Raw genomic sequence first — 25,345 nt, 5'->3', positions numbered from 1 at the left:
TTATGTTTTAGCAGAAGAATTAGCAGGTTCAAGGCTGCTAATTTTTGCTTGTTTTTCAAAAGGGGAGCTAGAACAAGATGCTTTATCCGACCTTATTCTAGTTCCCGTTCTAATTACCTTAATATCCGTCGTTCTGAGATAATTTAGGATTTACTCCTAGGTCAGAAGAAGGAATAGGGAATACATCTCTAAAACCAGCAACGCTAGTACCTTCGAGTGAATTACCCTTTAGGGGCCAGTGGTAGGTACCATCGGTAAACTGCCCGAAGCGCACAAGGTCTGTACGACGGTGGCACTCCCAATGAAGTTCGCGGGCCCGCTCATCAAGCAGGAAGTCCAAAGTCAGCTCGTCAGTAGTAATGTTACCTGCTCCGGCCCGGTTGCGTACGTTGTTGACGTAATCCAGCGCCAGCCCTTGATCGCCATTTCCACCTCGGAGGGTCGCTTCAGCGTACATCAAATAAGCATCAGCTAAACGGAACATCGGGAAGTCTGTATCGGGGAAGGTCAAATCCTTACCTGGGTTACCTGCACGGTCTACATTACGCCACTTAGCAATAGCGTAACCTTGGGTAAACTGAGAAACGTCGGTGATTTCCAGCGTTTGTCCCTCAGTGAAGAACATCTTACGGTCATCATTCGAGTTAGAGATAATAGAATAGGTATAGTCAGGCTTGCCTAGGTACAATTTGATGGTGTAATTTCCACCGCCAGGTACTGCTATGTTATCGCCACCGCTTTCTAGAAGCGCATCAGCACCACTGTCCCCAAAGTTAATATCCCAGCTATCATTAGCGCGGAATTTCACCTCACCGCCCGTTAGGTCTGTAGTGATTTCCCAGGCACCATCAGCCTCGTTGTAGGTCATGTCGGTATCACTATCCCAGCCACCAGGAGTAGCATCGCCAATAATGCCCCAGTTGGTAGGTGTAAGGGTGTAGGTTAATGCGTTCAAGTCAACGTCTACTTGGTAGAAACCAGCTGCTGGAGCGCTGATGTTGTCACCTCCTGGTTCTAACGTCCCGTCGGCACCGGTATCGCCCCAGTTGGTCGCCCAGCCTCCATCAGCAAATTTGAAGCCTAGTTGGTCAACCGGGAAATAGATATATCCGGTATATACACCATCGTCATTCAAAGAGGCCAGGGCTGTATTGTCATTCTCTGGATCCCAACTCTGGTAATCACCAGGAACATTAAGTAAGGTATAATCACCTGAACCGAAAACAGGTTCAACGACACTACCACCCACTTCTGGGAATTTAGAGACAAAAGCACTGGTGGTACGGGTACCACCCCAGCCACCGTCCATGCCGAATTCCGAGGCCTGCATGTCGCCACCAATAGCAGCGTGCATGATAAAGGTCATTCCCCCCCAAGTGCGGGTATTGGCACCGTCGAATAGGACAGGGAAAATAATTTCTGAGGAGTTATCATTGTCAGCTAGGAAGAGATGGCTGTAATCTTCCTCAAGTTCATAACCTGCATTAATGACTTTTGTACAAAATTCAACACAATCTGCAGCACGGCTCTGGCCAGTGTAGGATTCTGCATTGATATACAGCTTGGCAGCCAACATCCATAGTGCCCCTTTGTCAGCACGACCATATTCATTGGCACGAGGATCAAGCATGTCAGGTTCAATATCCTTGATTTCATCTTCTAGCCATTGGAAAAGATCCACTGCGCTGATTTGCTCAGGCAAGAAGAATCCGACACCATCGGCTTCAAGAACAAAAGGAACATTCCGGAACATATCAAGTGCATGCCAGTAGCTCAATGCACGCAGAAAACGTGCTTCCGCACGGTATGCTACCATCTCTCCTTTGAGGTCACTCTGTCCGCGACCATCCAATTTCTCATCGGTAGATTCCCGGAGGAATTCATTACACAATGCGATTTGGAAGTACAAGCGGTCGTACATGGCTCGGATAAACTCGTTATTCGCATCCCAGTCCATGTCTTCAAAGTCGTGGATGTTACCGTCATTCCAAGCAATTACGGCTTCATCTGTAGAAAGCTCCTGTGCTTTCCAGTACTGGCGTAGGTAGGTAGAAAAGCCTTCGTCAATACCATTGATATCAGGTTGCCCTGAAGGGCCTTCCTGTCCACTCAATGAAAGACCAGCATATAATTTTGCCAATACCTGACGGTAAGCACCAGGATCGGTATAAACAACATTTGCAGTTGTATCGTCTGGGTCAATGGGTTCAACTTCCAGATCGCTAAAGCACGATGTTGTCAGGAACACCAATCCACCCAGCAAAAAGAGGGTATTTAAAAGATTGTTATTTCTCATCTTAAAATGCATTTAAAGTTTACTAAAAGTTCAAATTAACACCGAATAGAATGGTCCGAGAACGTGGGTAGATATCATTATCGATACCAAATTTGTCATTCTCAAATACATCAGGATCAATACCCGTGTAATTGGTGATTACAAATGGGTTTTGCATGGTTGCGTATAAACGCAGATTACCACCCCGATCAGTGCCAAATACATTTGTGAACCGATAGCCCGCCGTGATGTGGTCAAGGCGAATGAAAGAAGCGTCCTCTAAAAAGTAGTCGCTAAAATACTGAGGAACGTTATGTCCAACACTGTTGATTTGGCTGTGTACGTTACCCAGGAAACCTGTTGAGTTAACGATGCTGTTGTAGTTTGAAGAACTAACAAAGCGGTTGTTGTAAACGTAGTTGCCAATATTTGCACGCCCGGCAAAAGAGAAATCAAATGCACCGTAGTTGAAGTTTGATGTAAATCCGAAGAAATAATCAGGTGCAGGGTTTTCAAAACGGTAACGATCGTCAGGAGAAACAACACCATCGCCATTACGGTCTACGTAAAGGCCTTCAATTGGGCGGCCAGCTTCGTTATAAACTTGCTGGTAGACATAGAAAGAGTTAGTAGGGAACCCTACAGAGTGAATCTGGATATTGTTACCTACACCACCCGAAATGCCACCGGTTTCAAAGCCCTGGAAATCAGGATCGTCACCAAGTGTAAGGCTGGTGATTTCGTTGCGGTTGCGAGTCATGTTTACACCTAGAGACCATTCTGCTTTAGCAGTACGTACTGGTACGATATTTAAAGACACTTCGAAACCTTTGTTTTCCAAGGTGCCAATATTGGCAGGGATATTATTGGTCAAGTTGGTACCAGCTGCAGGGCGGGTAGTTGTCAACAAATCTTCTGTATTGCGCTGGTAAATTTCGAAAGAACCGTAGATGCGGTCATTGAAAAGACCAAAATCAATGGCTGCATTATAGGTGGTCGTTTCTTCCCATTTTAGGTCAGAATTGTAACCACCTGGGCGGTTTGTAGGCACAAATTCATCGCCAAATTGATACTGTGCATTAGACAAGCTAATGGTATAAGTAGGAATGTAGGGGTAGAAGTTATCACCAAGGTCTTGCTGACCTGTAACACCCCATCCCACTCTCAATTTCAAGCTGTTAAGGAAACCTGCAGGGTTGTCTCCGTCAATAAACTTATAAGCCAAGGCTGCAGCAGGGAAGATACCGTAGCGGTTCTTTTCAGAGAAACGGCTGGTTCCGTCCCGGCGGATAGTACCTGTGAGTAAAAGGCGATCATTGATAGTGAAGTTTAACCGACTAAACAAAGAAACCAGGTAATACTCACGAGCAGTAAGAATTTGCACTACGTTTTCAGGCGTGCCTGCTAAATCACTGCGGTTATCTTCTTTCTCAAATTTGAAGTGCTGATAACCATAACCGGCCATGATATCCAGGCGATTTTTGCCCAGTTCCTTTACGTAGTTAAGGTAAAAGTCGAAAAGCTGATTCGTAATCTGTTCATTGTAGCTATTGTCTGTTCCGCCACCTGTAGCAGCATCATAAACAGCGCTATAAAAGCCAGGCTCGAAGATTGTACCTTCTCCGTTGGCCTTATCATAACCCACATTCATATTGGCACGTAGCTCAGGAAGAAACTCGAAACGATAATCGACTTGGACGTTTCCAATGAAGCGGTTGACTGTCGCCTGGTCATCTTTCAACTGTAACTGTGCTAAAGGGTTGGCGGAAGCCAGTGTATTAGGTGTGCCGTCGTTGTTTACGAAGGTGAAATAACCGCCATAAGGGCTTTCTGGATCTAATACCGGTTGGGTTGGATCGAAGAATACTGCCGCTCCCAAAGCACCACGGTTGGCAAATTGGTTCTGGACATTCACTCCTTTTATGTTAGCCGTCACCTGCAAGCGATTGTCGAGAAAGCCTGGCGTAAGGCTCACACCGTAGGTGGTACGCTGGAAATTATCTGTTAGCAACAAGCCATCCTTATTGGTGTATCCCAAAGAAACACGGTAAGGAAGAACATCTTTGATGCCACCAGAAATACTGACGTTATGGTCGTGGGTAATACCTGTTTGGAAGATTTGATCTTGCCAATTGGTATTCGCATCTCCTAAAAGGTCAGCATTAGCCGGGAAGCGTTCGTTAACCAGTGTCCGGAATTGATCAGCAGACATAACATCTACTGTTTCCTGAATAGAACTGCTGGCAAAGCTACCGTTGTAGTTAATTTTGACTGCTTTGCCTAAGCTACCTTTCTTAGTCGTAATAATGATGACTCCGTTTGAAGCGCGTGAACCATAAATAGCAGTTGCAGAGGCGTCTTTGAGAACGGTCACATTTTCTACATCATTAGGATTAACGAGATTCAAAATGTTCCTTCCTCCAGCAACACCACGTGATTCTACAGGCACACCGTCGATCACGACTAAGGGATCATTACTGGCATTCAAGGAAGATCCACCACGAATACGGATGGTAGCACCGCCACCAGGATCACTGCTGGGAGAAATAGAAACACCAGCAACTTTACCGGCAATCAATTCCTGCGTGGAAGTGATGGCCCCCCTGTTGAAGGATTCGCTGCTAATGGTTTCAACAGAGCCAGTAGCATCCTCTCGTTTTACGGTACCGTAACCAATTACAACTACTTCGTCGAGTATGGTGCCGGAGCTCATCTGTACATTCAGGATATTGCTGGCAGTTACTTTGACTTCTTGCGTGCTGTATCCTGTGTAGCTAAAAGATAGAAGGTCGTAACCTTCGGGCATTACCAATTCATAGTTGCCATCAATGTCTGAGATGGTGCCACTTGAAGTGCCGACAACCAGAATGTTGGCCCCAATAAGGGTTTCACCCGTTTCTGCATCTGTTACTTGTCCGGTAATGGTACGCTGGGCTAGCATTAGGCCAGGCAGTATAACCATTGCGATTAGCAACAGGGTTAAATTGTGAAATTGTTTCATGCTAAATACTTAGTGTTTAGAATAATTCAAGCGTTTTAATAACTAATGAGAATCCAATGGAAGCGTAGAGGAGATCTACTTTCCAATCGGTTTAAAAAAACGGCTTAAGGATAGGACGTTGACACTACAACAATACACAAAGATTGTAAAATCTTTAATAACAGAAGAATGATTTACGTCATCTTTTTAAAGTAATAAAGGTGAATACCCATTAATCGTAGGATGTTAAGGGAGAATGCGAAATTAATGAAGGCTAGAGGAGTAAAATGGTTTTTTCTGAAATAATTTGGCCATCGTAAATAGATAGCGTCATTAGATAAATTGGCCAAACTCCTGATCTGCTCGCCACCCATTTAAGAAATCTCTGGTGTTCATACGACGTTTTCCGGGTACTTGAAGTTCAAGAACTTCTAAGAATCCATCCGAAGTAGCGATTTTAAAATCGTTTTTCCCGTCAGTAATAATCGTACCAGCTTCCAACTGATGTTTTTCCTTGTGTGGAATGGTTTTTAATATTTTCCATTTTTTACCCTCCAAGGTAGTCCAGGCGGTAGGGTAGGGGTTAAGGCCACGAATAAAATCGTGCACTTTTTTTACAGGTTGATTAAAATTAATTCTGGTGTTTTCTGCCGTTAACTTTGGAGCAGGGCTGGCTTGTTGATGATCTTGCTGTTGGACATCTATTTCTTCTGCGGCGACGGCATCCACTGTTTTTACGACCGTTTGGGCTCCTAATACCATCATTCGATCATGTACTTCACCAACCGACTCGTCTTCTCCAATGTTCATTTTTTCTTGGAAAATCAAATCACCTGTATCTATTTCTTCCTGAATGAAAAAGGTGGTCACCCCTGTTTCTGTTTCACCATTGATAACTGCCCAATTGATGGGGGCGGCTCCGCGGTATTTAGGAAGCAAGGAACCGTGTAAATTGAAGGTGCCCAATCTCGGCATTGCCCACACTGCCTTGGGGAGCATCCTAAAGGCAACAACGACTTGCAAGTCAGCCTGATAATTGGCCAAGGCTGTTAAAAAATCTGGCGATTTCAGATTCTTAGGTTGTAAAACCGGTATTCCTTTGGCTACAGCATACTTTTTTACTGCGGACTCCAGTAATTTTTTGCCGCCACGACCGCCCATTTTGTCAGTTGCGGTGATAACGGCAACAACATTATGTCCTGCTTCGATCAATGCATCCAAAGAGGAAACAGCAAAATCGGGGGTGCCCATAAAAATAATTCGTGGCTGCATAGTAAACGGTTAACCTTTTTTGTAAAATGCTAATGTCGCAAATATACCCCAACTTGTTGAAAGTGATAAAATTCAACACAGGCTCTGAAAAATGATTATTTTGGCCCTAAATTACGTGTAATACTAAATATATGAGCGCTGAATTTTCGTGGCAAACAGCTGATGGCATTAAAATATACGGTATCGATTGGCCCTGTGAAAAGCCTTGTGCTGTAGTGGGGGTTATTCATGGCTTGGGTGAGCATATACATCGCTATGAGCACCTTGTGGAATACTTCCATCAGCACAATATCGCAGTTGTTGGCTATGACCGTCGTGGCCATGGCCGGAGTGGAGGGAAGAAAGGCCATACGGTTAGTTACAAAGCCTTTTTGGACGAAATTGGGCAGCTAGCTGTAGAGGCAGAGGAGCGCTATCCTAATGTCCCTCTTTTTCTTTATGGTCACAGTATGGGGGGCAATTTATTGCTTAACTATATCATAAGGCGTCATCCCAATGTTAAAGGAGCGATTGTAAGTGCACCTCATATTCGCTTAGCTTTCCAGCCTTCAGTTGTTATGCTGACGATGGGGCGGGTGATGAAGAGGATCTTTCCTGGTTTCACGCAACCTAATGGCTTGGATGTTGAGCAAATATCCCGCGATAAAGGAGAAGTAGAAAAATACATAAACGATCCCTACGTACATAATAAACTTACTGCTATTACTGGAATGAGTATGCTGGAGGCCGCAGAGGCACTCGATAAGTATAAAGGTGCTTTTCCCGTACCACTGTTATTAATGCACGGTGGTGAAGATGGACTTACTTCGCCTCAGGGAAGTGAAGATTTTGTTGGGCGAATAACAGGCAATGTTACCTTTAAAAAATGGGAGGGATTGTACCACGAAATCCATAATGAACCCGAAAGGGAAGAGGTAATGGCTATGATGGTAAATTGGATCAATGAAATGGTTTAAGGCCGTAAGCCCAGGTAGAAACCTTAAACGACTTCAATAACAGAATTAAGTAAAGTTTAAATAAATGGCACGTAAGGTAATCTCCAAAGGAGAAATTTTCATTTTGATAATTTTAGGTTTTGCAATCCTCACATTTGCGCTGCAAAAATGTGGTGCAGATGTCATCAAGACCTCTGAAGATTCAGAAATTATCCAACGGCCTCACCAGTAGTTGTCTGAGAAGGGGAGGATTACTGTTTAATGATCCTGAACCAATAGTATTGCGTACCATCAGTGTAGCGGAGAAAGTATAAGCCAGCAGGGAATGTCCTCATGTCTATGCGATTGGTAATAGACTTCCAGGTTGTTAAATAACGACCAGTGTGGTCAATGAGCACAAGTTCTCCACTTTGCCAGTTTTGTACATCCACCCATCCTGATGTAGGGTTTGGACTGATAATCAGTGGGAAACTGTTGGGGGTTGAAACAGCCGATACGTCGACGTTGATGGTTTGTGCAATTGCAACGCCGCAATAGTTATTGCTGGCACTTAGGCTTACTTCATATACGCCAGGGCTACTGTAAGTATGTACAGGGTTCTCTAGTGTGCTGGTGTTTTCGTCTCCAAAGTTCCAGGAAAAATTTGTGGCATTGAGCGAATTGTTCTGTAAACTAATCATCAAGCCATCAGTGGTAATCTCAAAAGAAGGAATAGGGGGAACCACGACCGTAATTTGCTGATTGCTACTGGCACTGCTAGTACTGTTACTAATGCTTAAGTTTACCGTGTAAATGCCAGGTTCCGTAAACGTGACAACAGGTGCGACTACTGTGCTGCTAGTAGGGGTACCACCTGGAAAAGTCCATGCTCGATTATCTACACTACCTGTCGATTGGTCTTCAAATAAAACAACCAAAGGAGCGCATCCTTCAATACTGCTGCTGCTTATTTGTGCAACAAGCGGCTCGCTAAGGCTTACTAACAGATCGTAAGTAGCAGAACCGCATTCATTCGCAATACTAAGTGTTACTGGATATTCTCCAGGCCCCGGAAAGGTAAAGGAAGGATTTTCCTCCGTACTGCCTTGCCCTGCTAAAAAACTCCAATTCCAACTGTTTCCACTACTGGTATTGGCAGAAAAAGACACATCGTTACCATTGGTGAAATAGGAAGGGTTACCTGTTGGTAAGGGTAAAATATTTACATTGATAGCTGTAGTAATGATCTCAGCAAAACAATCACCTTCAGGAAGAAGTGTCAAGCGGTAACTTCCAGTGAAAGTTTCATTTGCTTGAAAGTGGAGGCTATCGGTTTGAGTGCCAGTTAAAACACCTGGAGCTTCTACCAGGTCACTCCATGTTCCATCCACAAGACGTTGCCATTGAAGGTTGTAGTTATTACCTGAACTCAAGGCAATGAGTGTAAGAAGCGTGCCATTGCACACGGTGGTGTCTCCGGTCAGTGCCATCAGCGTAGGTGCGGCAAAAAGTTCACCTTGTGGCAAAGCCATTATTGATGTTGTTAATCCATCGTTGCCATTTTCTGCTCCATTACTACTTTCTCCGCAGCTCGTTGAGTTAATACTCAAGCCTGCATTTCCACCTGTAAGATCAGCCAGAAGGGATGTATTGGATTTTAAGATTCCTCCACTACCGCCACCGCCGGGGCCAAAGCAACGGTCAGCATTGCTATTGTTTACCGTCGCTCCGTCGCCTCCCTGAGCCGCGATTTGCACTTCACCGCTGACGGAATTGGTTAGGATAAATATACTTCCTCCTGCACCGCCGCCGCCGCCACCATCACCATTAAGGTTATTGGCATTATTTCCATTGCTGAGAATATGCCCGCCCGCAAAGTTGATAGCTTCGGCTTTGATGAAAATGATTCCGCCACCGTTTCCGCCACCGGAAAGTGTATTGTTGTTGGCATGGCCGCTACCGCCGCCGCCGCCAAGAAAGGCTAGCGAACTATCATTCAGTAGTGTTTTTCCTCCTCGGCCAGGGAAATCACCATCACAGCCAAAAGTGCTGGGTTCATTGTTGCGGCCACCTTGTCCACCTGTAGTAACTAAGCTCCCGCCGCCGCCACCACTGTTGTGGTCATTGCCGCCACCTCCACCGTTAGCTTGTGCGCCACGACCAAAAGGTTCACTGCTATTGGCAGCACCTATTCCTTCGCCTTTCGGAGCCCCTCTCCAATTGTTGTCGGCATAAGCAAAATCATTCGCATTTGTAAGGAAGTTGCAATTGTTGTCTTCTATGCTAATAGGAGCTCCTCCCCGAAAGCCACTTCCACTAGCATCAATATCAGCATTTAGCGTAAGTGTGCCGGTTACTTCTATTGCTATAACACCACCAGTGGCTCCGTCCCATAGGGCGGGAGTCAGGGTATTATCTACACTTGCATCCTGGTAAACCTGAAAGCCAATGACTTGGGTATTATTGCCACTGTATTCATTGACGAGTGCAAATTCAAGGCTTATTTCATTTCCGGTGATACTACTTATGCGGTTGTACTCGTATTGGCCAGCACCATTCAAGTCAGTGATGTTTCCGTAATTATCTGTATTACTAAGATCAATATTAGCTCCATTCATTTGGAGAATGATTAAGCCCATGCCTGGAGTAAAATCACTAGCATTCTCAAGTAAGAGTGTATTGGTACAGGTATTCTGGCTGGCCAATTGCCCGTAAACATTGATTTGTCCGCCTATACTTGTTTGGCAAAAAAGAAAGATAGGGAGTAAAAAAACACAAATTAAACAAGTGTATTTCATAGGGTATTTGGGATGACGAAGTGAAAGAATTGTAAAAATAAGCTATTTTCGGAAGAGCTTATTTGGGACTAGTTTAAAATATTTTCTGGATTCTTCCGGCTTTTTAATAATTTGCGGCCTTAACATACGTTAAGAGAGCGTGTAAAAAATAAGTTATCCAACTTTGGGGTTTACAAAAAGCGAAAATTACGGACCATTGGAACGTGAGGAGTACTTATATAGAGACCTTAAAACAAAGTTGTATAGCCTGTTTTAGCTCAAACTACTAAGGACTTATTCATAAAAAACGATGAACCACATGTTCAACCACCTCCTTTTGTTTTTCCAGACAGCTAATATCGGAACGGAAGAACCAACTCAAGAAAGTGAGAGTTTATTTTCAATTATAGCTAGTAGTGGTACCATGGGTGTCATTATTGTAGCTATTTTGTTAGCATTGGCCGTTATTGCTACTGTTATCTTTATTGAGCGTTATGCGACAATTAAGCAAGCAGGGCGGGTAGATGAGAACTTCATCAATAATATTCGTGCCAATGTTTCTTCAGGTAATATTGCTGGTGCAAAAGCACTCTGTCAGTCTACAGATTCTCCTGTAGCACGTATGGTAGAGAAAGGCTTGCAGCGTATCGGCAAACCCTTACGTGATATCGACGCTGCTATCGAGAATGTCGGTAACCTGGAAATCTTCCGCTTGGAAAAAAATCTCAGTACGTTGGCTTCTATTGCTGGTGCAGCGCCGATGATTGGTTTCTTTGGAACAGTAACAGGTATGATCGCAGCCTTCCAGAAAATGGCAACAGAAAAGAATGTTGCGCCAGATCAATTAGCAGAAGGTATTTACCAAGCCCTGATCACCACTGCAGGTGGATTATTTATTGGTATTTTAGCTTTTGTGGGGTACAATATTCTTGTTTCCAGTGTAGAGAAAGTTGTCTACAAAATGGAGCGCACGACTGTTGACTTCATGGATCTTTTGCAGGAGCCTACCGTATAATGTAAAGGCGCGATACATCGCGTCTTTTATGACTTTAGGGAGTTCGCAAAAAATAAATTACCATGGGGTTTAAGAAAAAGAACAAGGTTAGTGCAGAATTCAGCATGTCTTCTTTGACGGACATTATTTTTCTGTTACTTATCTTCTTTATGTTAACGTCTAATTTTGTTCGGATCCAACCCTTCGATTTGCCACAATCAGATTCGAAGACGGTAGCTCCGGTGTCTATTGTCGTAAGTATCACAAAAGATGGTGCCTATATGGTGGATGATCAGGATGTACGCCAAAGTGATCTGGTGGGAGTCATTCGAACTAAGGTGAGGGGAATCAATGACAAGGAGCATACTGCCATTACCATTGTAGCAGAAGTTGGTACTGACTTTGAGAAAGTAACGGAAATATTAGGAATTGCAGCAGCACTTAAGGTGCAGGCAATTTTAGCCACTCAACCAAGATCATAATTATGGGCCTTAAGAAAAGAGCAAAGGTTAGTGCAGAATTCAGTATGTCCTCTTTGACGGATATTATCTTCTTGTTGTTGATCTTTTTTATGTTGACTTCAACATTGGTGGCGCCTAATGCCATTAATTTTAATCTGCCAGGTAGTACGCAAAAGCGGGTTAATACCACACGTACCCTGGATGAAATTAAAATCAATAATCGAGGTCGTTATTATTTCAATAATAAGAGTATAACCTTGATTGAGATGGAAGATCAACTTCGGAGCCTAAGCGCTGGGAAGGCGCCAAAGTCAGAAAGTGTAATCATTTCTATTGATAAAGGCGCTAAGGTTGAAAACGTTGTGGCAGTCATGGATTTGACGCTGAAGTTTGAGATCAATAGGGTTTTGGCACCGGAGAAATAATAAGAAATGATGCTCTTTATGTAATCGGGTATATTTCTGCATCTAAAGAAGAGCACGAAATTAAAGAGCAAAAAACAAGTAATAATGGACGATATATTAACGGCCAAAGAACTAGAGAATAAACGTAAAGGGCAACTCGCCGGTGGCTTGATGTTCCTTCTTCTGGTAATAATTCTGTTGTTACCATTATTTTGGTACCAAAATCCGCCCCCGGGACAGGAAGGTATTCAGGTCAACTTGGGTATTCCTGATATTGGAATGGGAGAGGAATTGAATGCTCCAATGGCAACAACTACCGAGACGGAAGAAGCCTCAGAACCTGAGGTGCAACCGGAGCCTCAGGAAGAAGAACTCCCGCCTCCTGCTGCTGCCGACCCTAATCCAGAGCCACCACAGCGTGATGTTGTAACGACAGATGATGCCCAAGCAATTGCTATACGCAAGAAACAAGAACGGGAAGCTGCCGAACGCAAAGCAGAGGAAGACGCCGAACGCCGAGAACGTGCAGCCGAAGCAGAAAGAGAACGCCAACGTCAGGCTGATGCCGCAGAGGCAGAGCGCCAGCGTAAAGCACGCGAAGCTGCTGCGCAAGCAACCCGTGATCAAGTTGGAGGGTTGTTTAATTCTGGTGGAGGTGGAGGAACTACGAATACTCCAGGTGATGGCGGTGCCACAAACGGTGATCCTAATTCCAGTAACATTGGTACCAAAAGCTTCGGTAGCGGTACTGTTGGTGGTGGCCTAGGAAGCAGAGGTGTTTCTAACTCTCCACGATTGGTAGAGAATAGCCAAAAATCAGGAACGGTTGTCATCAGCCTTTGCGTAAATGCAAGTGGTAGTGTAGACCCTGGTTCTGTTAAATTTACCCAGCGTGGATCTACGACTACGGATAGCCAATTGGTAAATGCCGCTATCAGAAATGCCAAATCATGGGGCTTTTCTAGTGGTTCTGTTGATCGCCAGTGTGGTACAATTACCTATAACTTTAAAGTACAGTAATCGATCTTACTAAGTGAGCTGTCAATGTTGACAAAGCGCTAGTTTGATACATGTAAAAAGGCATTTAAGGAAACTCTCCTTAAATGCCTTTTGCGCAATATAACGCCATGAATTATACCGAGACATTAACCTTCCTCTACGAGCAACTGCCTATGTATCAAAGGGTGGGGAGTGTTGCTTTTAAGAAAGACCTGACCAATATTCGAGATTTACTTGCTGTATTAGGTAGTCCAGAATCAAAGTTTGCCAGTATCCACGTGGGAGGCACCAACGGTAAAGGATCCGTGACTCATTTGTTAGGCGCTGCTTTGCAAGCAGGGGGCTATAAAACAGGACTGTATACCTCTCCACATTTTAAAGATTTTAGGGAACGCATCAAGGTCGATGGGAAATACGTTTCTCGGAAATTTGTTGTGGATTTTGTGGAGTGTATTCAACCGGAATTATCGAGAATCAGGCCTAGTTTTTTTGAAATTACTGTTGCGATGGCTTTTCAATATTTTGCTGAGCAAAAGGTGGATATTGCTGTTGTAGAGGTGGGCCTGGGTGGGCGATTAGATTCTACCAATGTATTGGCACCGGAATTGGCTGTGATCACTAATATCAGCTTTGATCACCAGCAATTCCTGGGGGACACTTTGCCGGAAATTGCTGGAGAGAAAGCTGGAATTATTAAAAGAGGAGTGCCTGTCGTTATTGGGGAAACCCAGAAAGCTACCGCCAATGTGTTTCGCACAAAAGCGATGGAGTTGGAGGCTCCATTGGTGTTTGCAGACCAGCTTTTTCAAGCGAGAAAATCAAAGCAAGACCTTACTCATTCTTATTACCAAATCAGCCGGCAGAACAAGCCATACATTAATGAGTTGGCGATTAATTTACATGGCGGTTATCAACAGTTGAATATCCAGACAGCACTCGCAGCCTTAGAGGTATGGCAAATGCATGAGGCTGATCGCTTTTTACCTTTTGATGCCATCCAGGAAGGATGGTCTAATCTCCGGGCATTAACGCGTTTTCAGGGGCGTTGGCAATTATTGAGCGACCAACCGCGGGTATTAGTAGATAGCGCCCATAATGAAGGAGGATTGCGAGCTATTATGGAACAACTCAATACCTTACCTGGAGAATTGCATATTGTGATGGGAGTTGTAAATGATAAAAAGCTAGACCAGGTATTACCATTGTTTCCCAAAGGGGCGAAATACTATTTTGCAAAAGCTGATATTCCAAGAGGGCTTCCTGCCAAGGATTTACAGCAGACAGCGGCCCTGTTTGAATTGCAAGGAAGAACGTATTCCAGTGTTAGGAATGCACTGAGGGCAGCTAAAAGAGCTGCATCTGTAGAGGATACGATCTTCGTAGGGGGCAGTATTTTTACGGTGGCGGAGGTTCTTTAGCTGAATATTGGTCCAAGGATATCTACGGACTTTTTGTAAGTTTACACACAATTAATATTCTGTCTTGATCGTTTTTTACCAGATTATCTACTAAACCCTAAACCCATGAGAACCTTCCTCTCTGTTTTATTCTTAACTGCTGTTTCTGTTTGCTTGTTTGGGCAAACCAATTACGGGATTGCTTCCTATTATGCACCCGGTCTTGATGGTAGAAAAACTTCTTCCGGAGAACGCTATAAACACGATGGTTTTACTTGTGCCAATAAGGATTATCCCATTGGTACGACGCTTCGAGTCATTCGTGTGGATGATGGCCGTGCAGTAGAGGTAAGAGTAAACGACTGTGGCCCGCATAAAGCAGGTCGGATTGTTGATGTTTCTGGTGCTGCTGCCGAGCAGATAGGCCTGATCCGTGATGGTATTACCGCGGTACGTTTAGAGTTGGTTAAGTTAGGTACTGGAAAATTGGCTTGCGGTGGTCGTTATCGTCCGTCACCTGCTGCTTCAGACCAGCCAGCTTCTTATGAAAATACTGGGAAATCGGTACCAGACGTTGCTGTTTCTACTCCAGTAATAGAAGGTCAGGGCACTTACCGTGCGGATGCACTAGCGCCTATACAGGAAGGTTTTGGCGTGCAGGTAGGTTCTTATCGTGTGTATGACAACGCATCGAAGGTTGCTGCGGATCTACAGGCAAAAGGTTACAGCAAGGTGCTGATCCGTTTGCGTGGCAATGTACACCAGGTCGTTCTTGGCCCTTTCGAGAACAGAGAAGCCGCAGCAGTTTATCGGGACAATCTTTTACGTAAGTACAAAATGCGAGGTTTTGTCACTGCAATTACGCAGGATTGATTTATAGTGTAAACGTTGGTGAAGTGTAAGTGTGTAAAAGTTGTTTTAGATACACGGAACCTTTACACTCTTACACCTAGGCTGTACAACCCCTTACATCCTTACGAAAATAGGTTGTATTTCAGAATACAGTAAATCGCCCGGAAACCGTCGCGCCAGTTGATTTTTTTGCCTTCTGCGTAGGTGCGTCCGTAGTAGGAAATACCTACTTCATAGATGCGAATATTGGGTATGCGGGAAATCTTAGCGGTTACTTCGGGTTCAAAACCAAAGCGATTTTCTTTGAGCGTTAGTTGTTTGACGTATTCCGATCGGAAGAGTTTATAGCAGGTTTCCATGTCTGTCAAATTCAGGTTGGTGAACGCATTAGACAGGAAAGTGAGAAACTTGTTGCCGATGGAATGCCAAAAGAAGAGGATGCGGTGTGGGTGTCCTCCAATAAAGCGAGAACCGTAAACTACATCTGCCTGGCCATTTTGGATGGGTTTGAGCAGAATGTTGTATTCCTCTGGATCGTATTCCAGGTCAGCATCTTGAATGATAAGGTATTCTCCAGTGGCTTCTTTGATGCCGGTGTGCAATGCGGCTCCCTTTCCTTTGTTGTACTCATGTTCAAAATAAGTAATCGGAAAATCAGGGTTGCTGCTACAGTAGCGTTCAATGGCGCCTTTGGTATCGTCGGAGGAGGCATCGTTGATGATTAGCACCTCTTTTTGCCAGCCACCAACCAATTCCACTGCTTTTACCTTATCCAGAATAAGGTGAATAGTACGCTCTTCATTGTAAGCAGGAATAACAATCGACAAGGTGGTTGACATAGCTTTAATTTTTAGCGGAGCAAAGGTAACAAAGTTCCTAAAATATGGATCACCAAGGGTTTTTCAAGTCTCTTTTTTTGTAAGTATGGTTACGATTAATGAAGTAACTGTTTTCTGTATTGGATTTGTAGAAGGTGTTTTTTTTGAAACGCCGGTAAAGCATTGCTATAGGCGTAAGTAAGAGGAAAAACACTATTGTCAAGAGAATGTTATTCATCACCCCACCAATGGTACGCGTAAAGAGATTCCAGAACCGTTCTACTATATGCGTGAAAGCAGGGCTTAGTAGGCAGAGCAATACAAAAATCAGGCTTATAGCAAGCAATTTAGGTTGTTCGGAAAAGAAAAAATAGTGTAACAGCAAAAGCAGAAAAGTAACGGCTAGCGCAGCTTCATAAGGTGGATGGGCAGGTTTGGTATCCATTATTTTTATTTAGAATAGGGTGTAAATAAAGGAACCAACGGCTGAGCTTTCAGCAAAAAGAAGCAAAACGCCAATGAGTAAAACCACTAAAATAATGGGAACTAACCACCATTTTTTTCTTTCCATCATAAAGTTCCAAAGGTCTTTCAAGAATTCCATTCCAAGAAAATTTAGTCAAGTGTAAAAGTATGATTTGTAATTGCTGTCGTCTTGGGGTTGGGTGTCAATTGACTTTTTGAGAAAAGATAATCTCCCAAAACCAGGTAGTCCATGTGGGTGCGAATAAAACAATGAAAAGCATCCTCAGGAGTACAAACGACAGGTTCTCCCCGAACATTAAAACTGGTATTTACCAATACAGCGCAGCCCGTTAGTTGTTTAAAATGCTGAAGAAGTTGATAGTACTTGGGATTTGTGTCCTGGTGTACGGTCTGTACTCTAGCCGAAAAATCTACATGAGTGACTGCTGGGATATCGGAGCGGGTACTGTTTATTTTTTCCTGCATAGGCAGTTGGTCATATTCCGGAGGCAGTTTGTTTTTACGTTCAGGCTTTACTTCAGCGACAAGAAGCATGTAAGGACTGTCACCATCAAGGTCGAAATATTCAGCGGCGTCTTCTGCGAGTACGGAAGGGGCAAAAGGACGGAAGCTTTCTCTGAATTTTATCTTTAGGTTGAGTTTTTGTTGCATCTCAGGATTCCGAGGATCGCCCAAGATACTTCGATTCCCCAAGGCTCGTGGTCCAAATTCCTGTCGACCTTGGTACCAACCTATGCAAGCACCTTCAGCGATGAGTGCTGCTGTTTTTTTGCAAAGCTCGCTTTGGTTAGAGAAATGTTGATAGGGAGCGTGGTATTTTTTAGCCACTTTTTCAATGTCAAAGGAGGTGTATTCTGGCCCGAGATAGGCACCTTTCATGGCGTCGTTCTCTCGATTGAGGTTACTACGCTCTTGTCCAAAGAAAATATGATGTGCTGCGATTGCTGCCCCAATTGCTCCACCAGCATCACCTGCTGCGGGTTGTATCCAGAGGTTGGCGAATAATTGTTGGCGATGTAAAGCACCGTTTGCTACGCAGTTCAATGCCACACCTCCTGCTAAACAGAGCTGCTTACTACCGGTGAGTGCGGCTGTAGTAGCGGCCATTTTTAGGACAATTTCTTCTGTGACACTTTGTATAGCTAGTGCCAAGTTGCTGTGCTGTTGCTCAAAGGCACTTTCTGGTTCTCGGCGAGGAAACCCAAATAAATCTTCCCACTTTTTATCATCTGTCATCCGATCGCCGGTTGAATACTTGAAATAACGTTGGTTTAAGGCAAGTGAACCATCAGATTTTAGATCAATTAAGGCTTCTTTTATTTTTTTGACAAATGATTGGGTCTGTTCACTTTTACGTTTGCCGTAGGGGGCTAACCCCATCAGTTTGTATTCGCCAAAGTTGACCTTGAAGCCTAAGAAATAAGTAAAAGCGGAGTAAAGTAAGCCCACTGAATCAGGGAAGTGTAATTCCTTGAGTACTTTGATTTGATTTCCACTGCCATGAGCAATAGTAGCTGTGGCCCATTCTCCCACACCGTCGATGGTCAAAATAGCAGCCTCGCCAAAAGGAGAAGGGTAGAAGGCGCTGGCTGCATGGGACAGGTGGTGCTCTGTGAAGAACAATGGTGGACATTCCTTTGTCAAAGGAAAAAGACGCTTCAGTTCTTTTCTCAACTGCTGTTTGAGGAATATTTTTTCCTTAATCCAGATCGGAATAGCTTTGAGAAAACTCCGCCAGCCCCGAGGCGCATGCTGGTAATAGGTTTCTAATAGTCGTTCGAATTTGAGGAAAGGTTTATCATAGAATGCAATGCCATCCAGTTCTTCAAGCGATATGCCATTACTTTCCAGCATCCAGGCTATGGCTTGATGAGGGAAAGAAGGGTCATGCTTTTTGCGACTAAACCACTCCTCCTGTGCCGCAGCAATAACTTCCCCATTGATGAGGAGTGCAGCGGCTGCGTCATGGTAATAACAGGAGATACCGAGAATCTTCATTGTTCCGAAAAGATAAATTTGCAGCAGTAAGGTACTTATTTTGGCTATTCTGCTATTTATTATCAACTTTGCTAGCATGCAAGTTAATTATTTCCGGTTTCGTTACCTGGCATTACTGGTTGGCGCTGTCTACCTTTTTTCATTTGGCTATTTCCAGCGATGGGATACGAGCATTCGTTATGGTGGAGACAGTTGGGGGTACTATGGTTATCTACCTGCTACGTTTATTTATGGCGATTTGCAGGACATTTCAGATAGTTACCTGAAGCGATTTCCTTATACAAATTTAGGCCCTCATTTTCCATCTCCAGGAGGAGAATTACCTATTGCAGAAAATGGCCATAGGGTAATTAAGTACACTTGCGGGGTGGCGATTTTGCAGTTGCCTTTTTTTGCATTAGGGCATGCCTGGGCAGGCTTAGATGGGGGTTATCCTCAAGACGGCTTTTCATTTCCTTATGTTTTCTGTGTTTTACTGGGCAACCTGTTCTATCTCCTTTTGGGCGGCTATTTATTGTATTTGTTGTTAGCCGGTCATTTTAACCCAAAGATTGCGTTTTGGACCTTGCTTGTTCTCGCCTTAGGAACAAACCTGTTCAATTTTGCAGTGTACCGTGCAGGGATGTCTCATGCCTATTTGTTTTCGTTGTATGCAGGCCTGATGTATGCCACCTGGCGTTTTTATGCGCAGCCTCGGCAGCTATGGATCATTTTGGCCGCTATTTGTGCAGGCTTGATCACCTTGATTCGTCCGGTGGAAATACTGTGTTTGGCTATCCCGTTAGCTTATGGCTTGACGGATAGGGCTAAATTACAGGAGCGACTGAAGTTTTGGGGCGAGCACTGGCGATGGTTATTATTAGCGGCAGTAATTTTCATTCTTTGTGGTATTCCTCAGTTGTTGTATTGGAAATACGCCTCGGGGCATTGGCTTTTTGATAGTTATCCCAATGAAGCTTTTGATTTTGCGAGAGCAAAAATATTTAGCGGATTGTTTTCTACTCAAAATGGCTGGTTGGTTTATTCACCGATTATGGTTTTGAGCCTCGCTGGAATAGTAGCATTGTTGCGGAAGCGAGATTGGCTTTGGCCTGTACTGCTTATCTTACCGCTGCATATTTATATTGCTTACAGTTGGTGGTGCTGGTATTATATCAATGGGTTTGGTTCGCGGCCAATGGTGGAATTGTATGCTTTATTAGCGATTCCTCTGGCTTATAGTTTTGCTTTTTTAGATCGCCGAAAGTGGACCTCTTTCCTTTTGGTATTGCTCACTATTGGTGCCATCAGCTTGCAGTTGTTTCAAAACTGGCAACATAGTAAAGGTGTTCTCTGGAGTGAAATGGCAAATGGAGCTTATTACCGTTCGGTTTTTGGTAAAACAGAAATGAGCTATGATGCCTTGGTAGCTTTTGATAGCGATGAAATGCAACCGGACAGCACTGGGCTAATGAAACAGAAAGAACTGGTGAAGCTTGATTTTGAACAGCAAGATAGCACCCTTGATGTAGTTAGTTCTCCTGTGTACCGTGGACAAAAGGCTTTGAGAATTACGCCCGAGCAGAAATACGCCTCTATCTACGAAGGCCTTCTAGGTGCTGCTGATATTTCAGGTAGAGACTGGTTGCAAGTATCGGCTTATTGCTACAAAGAGAAAAAGGAATTCCCCTGGTATACGGCACCGTCTATTGTCGTGGAGTTTAGTGATGATAAAGGGATGAAGAAATACCGTCAGGTGAGGATTGATAGCAAACTTGGTAATCCTGGGTTTAGCCTTTGGGGCGGCGAACCAGATCATTGGGGGTACGTTCGTCTTTGGGTGAAAGTGCCAAGGGATGCGGCCCCTGAAACAGTGCTAAAAGTCTACTTTATGGTAGAACAGCAGGTTGTATATGCAGATGAAGTTTCAGTAGTACTAGGGAAGTAAAAAAGATATTTTAGGAATAGGTAATCCCAACATCCTTTTTCTATACCTTGTTTTCATTTTGACTTGAGATTGGATATTAAAAAATTATAGCCGTTAGTTATTCTAACGAAACAAGCCAGCCAGTATGAAAACTCAAAGTGGAAAAGATGCAAGAGAGGAAAAAATTGAAAAAGCCCTGTTGATTGGCTTGGGGTTACTTGCGTTTTTGGTGGTTTTGTCTGTCGTTTATTGGGAAGAGCGTGTGTTTTATGCTGATGCTGCCTTTCAAATATTTAGTGTCATAGATAGCCAGAAATTAGCCATTCAGGTTCAACGGTTTGGAGCAGCTATTGTACAGTTTCCCGCTTTGTTACTTGTTAAGTCAAGTGCTCCTCTTGATCTCATTCTCAAGGTGTATTCTTTATCTTTTACGGTATATCCACTTCTATTGGCTGTTTTTATCTGGAAATGGTTGAATTCAAGTCGTTTGGCATTGCTGGTGGTATTGTTTTTTGGTTTGACACAAGTTCATACCTTTTTTTGGATACAATCAGAATTGATTCAAGGATGTATGTATTCCATTTTAACAATTGCTATCGTTATTAAGCAACCAAAACCAAATTGGTGGCTATTGCTCCTCTGGCAACTCTTGACGATACTCGTTATTTATGCTCATCCGCTATCCGTCACCTTATTTCTCTTTATGTGGGCTTGGTTTGCCTATGAAAAAAGGGCAGCTATTGATTGGAGGTATTACAGCCTCCTAGGTACCATGATGCTTGTATTACTCTATAAGTATGCAATAGCGGAGTTGGGGGCCTATGATGCCAATGCGGTAGGAATGTTCGCCGGGTTTAGGGGGAGGTTTACAAATTTGTTTTCCCTGCCAAGTACTGTATTCTTTTTCAAAAGATTATTGTCTACTTATTATCTACTGCCCGTTGTACTTGCGGTAAATTTGGTTTTTCTTTTCAAGCATAAACGCTGGTGGAATATCGCCTTGATGTTGTCAGGTACTTTTGCCTGGTTGGTTTTGATATTGACTACCTATCATTACTCATCGGATCAAATGTATCTGGAGAGTTACTATCTACCTTTGGGCATTTTCATAGGACTACCATTGGTTGATAAGGTTATTGGGGTTGGCCAAACATGGATATGGATCACTTTTGTAACGGTGGTTTCCTGTTTTAGAATAGGACAAATCATTGAAATAAACGACAAGTATAGTGAACGCTTAAGCTGGATAAAGGAGCAAGTCACTTTAGCCGAGAAAAGCCCTTACCGAAGATTTTACTTGTTAAAATCAGATGCCCCTGCTTACCATAGCAACCTTGATTGGGCAGTGCCTTATGAGACAATGCTTATTTCAAGCTTGAAAAAACCGTCTAATACAAGATCTATCTACATTATTCCATCAGAAGAACAGGTGGACGCAGTGATTAATTTAGAAGGAGGAATTCCGTCACCAATAGGTTTTCATCCATTCAATTCGTTGAATGATCAATATTTCATTGTTCCAGAGGAAAAAGGCCCTATTCGGAATTTATATGAAGGGAAGTAATTAGTACAAAAAAATAGAAATCATGATTTGGAAAACCCTACCGACCTTAGAAAAAATTGAAGCTACTGGAAATAATAGCCTAACGGAACACCTTGGAATTGAATTTACGGAAGTAGGGGACGATTACATGAGGGCTACTATGCCCGTTGATCATCGAACCGTTCAGCCTATGCGCTTGTTACATGGCGGTGCTTCTGTTGCTTTTGCGGAAACGCTTGGTAGTGTTGCCTCCATGTTTTGCCTGGCAGATTGGGCAACACAATCAGTGGTGGGTGTAGAAATAAATGCCAATCATCTCAATTCTGCTAAAGAAGGGGAGGTGGTGACAGGTACGGTGCGCCCGATCAAGGTAGGCCGCCGAATTCATGTATGGGAAATCAAAATTCATCGTTCTGATGAAAAAATAGTTTGTGTCAGCCGAATAACAATTGCAGTAGTGGAGCGTCGTTAAGGGCCTTTCCTTCTGAAATTAAGGCTATCTTCGCAGGCAGATTTTTTATAAAAAAATATCTGCATCACACGGTATACTTTGTAAGTGTTGTCAATTCGATGGAATTATTCCGAGAACACTTCGCTGCTGTGGTAGCTTTCAAGAAACATCATCTAAGCCCTTCTATTTCGAACCAAATAATAATAACGACTAGTATGCAAAAACAGCTACTTACACTTAGCTTCTTCCTATTGTTGAGTACGATGGGATGGAGCCAGTTGAATATGTCCCTGCGCTCAAATCTTCAATATGCTACTGATCTCAACGATGTTTGGGGCTATGCAGCTCCTGACGGAAGTGAATATGCTTTAGTCGGAGCTAGAAACGGTGTTTCTATTGTTAATGTTTCTGATCCAGATAATGCCGAAGAAGTGGCATTTATTCCAGGGCAAAATTCTACTTGGCGAGACCTTAAAACATGGGGGGAATACGCCTATGTAGTTACAGATCAGAGTGGTTCAACAGAAGGAGTAACGGTCATTGATCTGCAAAATTTACCGGAATCTGTCAATTTTTTCCACTGGACACCAGACCTCCCCGGCTTGGGAACGCTTAATCGTTGCCATAATATTTTTATTGATGAATTTGGTTATGCCTACCTGGCCGGTTGTAACATCAATGACGGCGGGATGCTATTTATTGATGTCTTTAGCACTCCTGGAACGCCTATCTACGCAGGTGCTGCACCTAACCGTTATGCACACGATGTATACGTTAGGGATAACAAAATGTACTCCTCGGAGCTCACCCGTGGGCGGATGGCCATTTACGATGTAACCGACAAAGACGAGGTTATTCTGGAAGGGGTACAAACAACGCCCCTTGAATTTACACACAATATCTGGTTGTCAGATGATAGCAACATTGCTTTCACTACAGACGAAAAGCCTAGTGCACCTGTAGCTGCTTACGATGTAAGCGACCCTGATGATATTCAGGAGTTAGATCAGTACCGTCCAACGATTACACTCAATGATGGGGTTATTCCTCATAATGTACACGTTTGGCAGGATTGGTTGATCATCAGTTATTACTCTGATGGAGGTATTGTCGTGGATGCTGCTCGGCCTAACAACTTGGTGGAAGTAGGAAACTTTGACACCTTCTTTGGTGCTGGAGCAGGATTTCAGGGTGTTTGGGGAGCTTATCCCTATTTGCCTTCAGGTATTGTTCTTTTGACGGACATTGGTAATGGCCTTTATGTCTTGGATGTTAATTATGTACGTGCCTGTTATCTCGAAGGGACCGTCACTGATGCTATTTCTGGTGCCCAAATTAGTGGTGCAGAAATTGTAATTGTTGCAGAGGAGGCCAATGTTAATTACTCCCGTCTTGATGGTACTTATGGTACCGGAATTGCCACAGCAGGAACTTATACGGTAGAGGTTTTAAAGCCAGGTTACTTGCCTTTTACAGCAGAAGTGACCATAGATAATGGTGTATTAACGATTCTTGATATTCCTTTGCAGCCATTACCAACTTATAATAAGAATGGCCTTGTGGTGGAAGAAGAAGTAATTGTTCCTATCCCTGGCGCAAAAATCATTTTAGATAATGGCGAAAGTACTTTTGAATTCATTGCCAATTCCAGTGGTGTATTCCTCATTGAGGGAGTCTACGAAGGTAATTACGATGTCTTTGTTGGCGCTTGGGGCTATGAGCAAAAATTAATCAGTGATCTTCCAATCGTGAATAATGATGACCTGACCATAGAGCTTGGTCGTGGTTACGAAGATGATTTTGCCATTGATCTGGGCTGGGCCACCACGGAAGACAATGAAACCCGTGCCGGATACTGGGAACTTGGAGAGCCTAACGGTACTTACAGTGGCGGTTCAACCTCTAATCCTGAATTTGATATAGAAGGTGATATCGGTGACCAGTGCTACGTTACGGGCAACGGAGGTGGTAATGCTGCCTCTGATGATGTTGATGGAGCAAGTGTAACGCTTACTTCTCCAATAATGGCCTTGGCCAGTACTTATGTTGATCCGGTCGTAGAATACAACTTGTGGTTTTTTAATGCCGGCGGTGACGGTAACCCGAATGATCAATTAGAGGTTATTGTTTCAAATGGTACGGAAGAAGCAGTTATCGAAACACTATCTTCCTCGGAGAGTTTTTGGCGGGAGCGTTCCCAGATTATCTTAAGTGAATTTATCACGGTTACGGATGAAATGCATATTCGTTTTGTTACCAGTGACTTTGACCCTGATGGCCATCTGGTTGAAGCTGCCGTAGATGCTTTTGCTGTTACTGGCGAATTGCTGGTGAATACAGACGACTTGGTTTTAAATGTAGATTGGTCAGTAGCTCCTAACCCATTCAAGGCAGAGGTGGTACTCAATTACCAGTTGCCAGTATGGAACGGTAATGGCCAGTTGACGGTCGTAAATGCTTTAGGGCAAACAGTTGCTACTCAAAGCTTGAACGCGCAGCAAGCGTCAGTCACACTAGGGGCTAATTGGCCGCGTGGTATTTATACCATTAAGATGGAAGTTCCTGGTCAGGGAACAGCGATCCAGCGGGTGGTTAAGCAGTAAGTTCTTATAACTTATAGTGAAAAATAGAAGCGGGAAGTTCGGTCAAACGGGCTTCCCGCTTTTGATTAAAACCCTGCCTCAATCACCGCATTCAGTGCCCGTATAGCAAGCGCAGTAGCCAAGAGTGGGTCGTCTTCTTTATTGGGCGCTCCCCAGGGATTGCTAAAAGAGCCATCCGATAATTGTCTTTCTGTCAGTAGCGCAACAATCTGTTG

At 43.7% G+C, this 25,345-nt stretch carries 20 protein-coding genes; 12 read left to right on the top strand and 8 right to left on the bottom strand.

Features of this window, described 5'->3' with window-relative positions:
• Positions 1 to 118 precede the first annotated feature (118 nt).
• The 3 genes from ACRBG0_RS24400 to fmt all read right to left on the bottom strand — a co-directional run bounded on the left by ACRBG0_RS24400 (position 119) and on the right by fmt (position 6,527).
• Positions 119 to 2,296, bottom strand: a complete 2,178-nt coding sequence (locus ACRBG0_RS24400; protein WP_431489453.1) for a RagB/SusD family nutrient uptake outer membrane protein — start codon at positions 2,294 to 2,296, stop codon at positions 119 to 121.
• A 22-nt stretch (positions 2,297 to 2,318) separates the two neighbouring features.
• Positions 2,319 to 5,276 (bottom strand): SusC/RagA family TonB-linked outer membrane protein, encoded by a 2,958-nt coding sequence (locus ACRBG0_RS24395; protein ID WP_431489452.1) that lies wholly within the window; start codon positions 5,274 to 5,276, stop codon positions 2,319 to 2,321.
• A 312-nt stretch (positions 5,277 to 5,588) separates the two neighbouring features.
• Positions 5,589 to 6,527 carry a methionyl-tRNA formyltransferase gene (gene fmt, locus ACRBG0_RS24390; RefSeq protein ID WP_431489451.1) on the bottom strand — a complete coding sequence of 313 codons (939 nt, stop codon included), beginning with the start codon at positions 6,525 to 6,527 and terminating at the stop codon, positions 5,589 to 5,591.
• Between the two features lie 131 nt (positions 6,528 to 6,658).
• Here fmt and ACRBG0_RS24385 point away from each other — a divergent pair, with 131 nt between their 5' ends.
• Together ACRBG0_RS24385 and ACRBG0_RS24380 are read left to right on the top strand one after the other, a co-directional pair.
• Positions 6,659 to 7,483: a lysophospholipase gene (locus ACRBG0_RS24385; RefSeq protein ID WP_431489450.1), complete on the top strand. Its 825-nt coding sequence runs from the start codon at positions 6,659 to 6,661 to the stop codon at positions 7,481 to 7,483.
• A 64-nt stretch (positions 7,484 to 7,547) separates the two neighbouring features.
• A complete protein-coding gene (locus ACRBG0_RS24380) occupies positions 7,548 to 7,694 on the top strand; it encodes a hypothetical protein (RefSeq protein WP_431489449.1) in 147 nt (48 codons plus the stop codon).
• A gap of 19 nt (positions 7,695 to 7,713) precedes the next feature.
• On the opposite strand, the gene ACRBG0_RS24375 is transcribed toward ACRBG0_RS24380, so the two are convergent.
• A complete protein-coding gene (locus tag ACRBG0_RS24375) occupies positions 7,714 to 10,239 on the bottom strand; it encodes a PKD domain-containing protein (RefSeq protein ID WP_431489448.1) in 2,526 nt (841 codons plus the stop codon).
• A 298-nt stretch (positions 10,240 to 10,537) separates the two neighbouring features.
• Here ACRBG0_RS24375 and ACRBG0_RS24370 point away from each other — a divergent pair, with 298 nt between their 5' ends.
• From ACRBG0_RS24370 to ACRBG0_RS24345, 6 genes are all read left to right on the top strand, one after another.
• Positions 10,538 to 11,233, top strand: coding sequence for a MotA/TolQ/ExbB proton channel family protein (locus tag ACRBG0_RS24370; RefSeq protein ID WP_020534272.1), 696 nt, complete (start codon positions 10,538 to 10,540; stop codon positions 11,231 to 11,233).
• Positions 11,234 to 11,295: 62 nt separating this feature from the next.
• Entirely contained in the window at positions 11,296 to 11,694 is a 399-nt protein-coding gene (locus ACRBG0_RS24365; protein WP_020534271.1) for an ExbD/TolR family protein, read from the top strand.
• Positions 11,695 to 11,696: 2 nt separating this feature from the next.
• Positions 11,697 to 12,098, top strand: a complete 402-nt coding sequence (locus ACRBG0_RS24360) for an ExbD/TolR family protein (RefSeq protein WP_020534270.1) — start codon at positions 11,697 to 11,699, stop codon at positions 12,096 to 12,098.
• 84 nt (positions 12,099 to 12,182) lie between these two features.
• On the top strand, positions 12,183 to 13,097 hold the full coding sequence (locus tag ACRBG0_RS24355; protein ID WP_431489447.1) for a hypothetical protein: 915 nt from the start codon (positions 12,183 to 12,185) through the stop codon (positions 13,095 to 13,097).
• Positions 13,098 to 13,180: 83 nt separating this feature from the next.
• Entirely contained in the window at positions 13,181 to 14,494 is a 1,314-nt protein-coding gene (locus ACRBG0_RS24350) for a bifunctional folylpolyglutamate synthase/dihydrofolate synthase (RefSeq protein ID WP_431489446.1), read from the top strand.
• A 105-nt stretch (positions 14,495 to 14,599) separates the two neighbouring features.
• The gene (locus ACRBG0_RS24345) at positions 14,600 to 15,346 is read left to right on the top strand and encodes a septal ring lytic transglycosylase RlpA family protein (RefSeq protein ID WP_431489445.1); all 747 of its coding nucleotides are present in this window, start codon (positions 14,600 to 14,602) and stop codon (positions 15,344 to 15,346) included.
• A gap of 101 nt (positions 15,347 to 15,447) precedes the next feature.
• On the opposite strand, the gene ACRBG0_RS24340 is transcribed toward ACRBG0_RS24345, so the two are convergent.
• Genes ACRBG0_RS24340 through ACRBG0_RS24325 form a run of 4 tightly spaced genes read right to left on the bottom strand, consistent with a single transcriptional unit; the run spans position 15,448 to position 18,627 of the window.
• Entirely contained in the window at positions 15,448 to 16,164 is a 717-nt protein-coding gene (locus ACRBG0_RS24340; RefSeq protein WP_431489444.1) for a glycosyltransferase family 2 protein, read from the bottom strand.
• A gap of 49 nt (positions 16,165 to 16,213) precedes the next feature.
• Positions 16,214 to 16,588, bottom strand: coding sequence for a hypothetical protein (locus ACRBG0_RS24335; RefSeq protein ID WP_431489443.1), 375 nt, complete (start codon positions 16,586 to 16,588; stop codon positions 16,214 to 16,216).
• A 9-nt stretch (positions 16,589 to 16,597) separates the two neighbouring features.
• Complete coding sequence (locus tag ACRBG0_RS24330; RefSeq protein ID WP_020534264.1) at positions 16,598 to 16,747, bottom strand: DUF5989 family protein; 150 nt, start codon at positions 16,745 to 16,747, stop codon at positions 16,598 to 16,600.
• A gap of 11 nt (positions 16,748 to 16,758) precedes the next feature.
• Positions 16,759 to 18,627, bottom strand: coding sequence for a carbamoyltransferase family protein (locus tag ACRBG0_RS24325; RefSeq protein WP_431489472.1), 1,869 nt, complete (start codon positions 18,625 to 18,627; stop codon positions 16,759 to 16,761).
• Between the two features lie 76 nt (positions 18,628 to 18,703).
• Between ACRBG0_RS24325 and ACRBG0_RS24320 the strand changes: the two genes are divergently transcribed.
• From ACRBG0_RS24320 to ACRBG0_RS24305, 4 genes are all read left to right on the top strand, one after another.
• On the top strand, positions 18,704 to 20,554 hold the full coding sequence (locus ACRBG0_RS24320; RefSeq protein ID WP_431489442.1) for an ArnT family glycosyltransferase: 1,851 nt from the start codon (positions 18,704 to 18,706) through the stop codon (positions 20,552 to 20,554).
• Positions 20,555 to 20,678: 124 nt separating this feature from the next.
• The gene (locus ACRBG0_RS24315) at positions 20,679 to 22,097 is read left to right on the top strand and encodes a hypothetical protein (RefSeq protein ID WP_431489441.1); all 1,419 of its coding nucleotides are present in this window, start codon (positions 20,679 to 20,681) and stop codon (positions 22,095 to 22,097) included.
• A gap of 22 nt (positions 22,098 to 22,119) precedes the next feature.
• On the top strand, positions 22,120 to 22,548 hold the full coding sequence (locus ACRBG0_RS24310; protein WP_431489440.1) for a hotdog fold thioesterase: 429 nt from the start codon (positions 22,120 to 22,122) through the stop codon (positions 22,546 to 22,548).
• Between the two features lie 194 nt (positions 22,549 to 22,742).
• Positions 22,743 to 25,130, top strand: a complete 2,388-nt coding sequence (locus ACRBG0_RS24305) for a choice-of-anchor B family protein (RefSeq protein WP_431489439.1) — start codon at positions 22,743 to 22,745, stop codon at positions 25,128 to 25,130.
• Positions 25,131 to 25,345 lie beyond the last annotated feature (215 nt).

Origin of the sequence: Lewinella sp. (assembly GCF_050633125.1) — a bacterium.
Lineage (GTDB): Bacteria > Bacteroidota > Bacteroidia > Chitinophagales > Saprospiraceae > Lewinella.
Note: the sequence above shows the minus strand (reverse complement) of the source record. Positions and strands in the feature narration are given on the sequence as shown.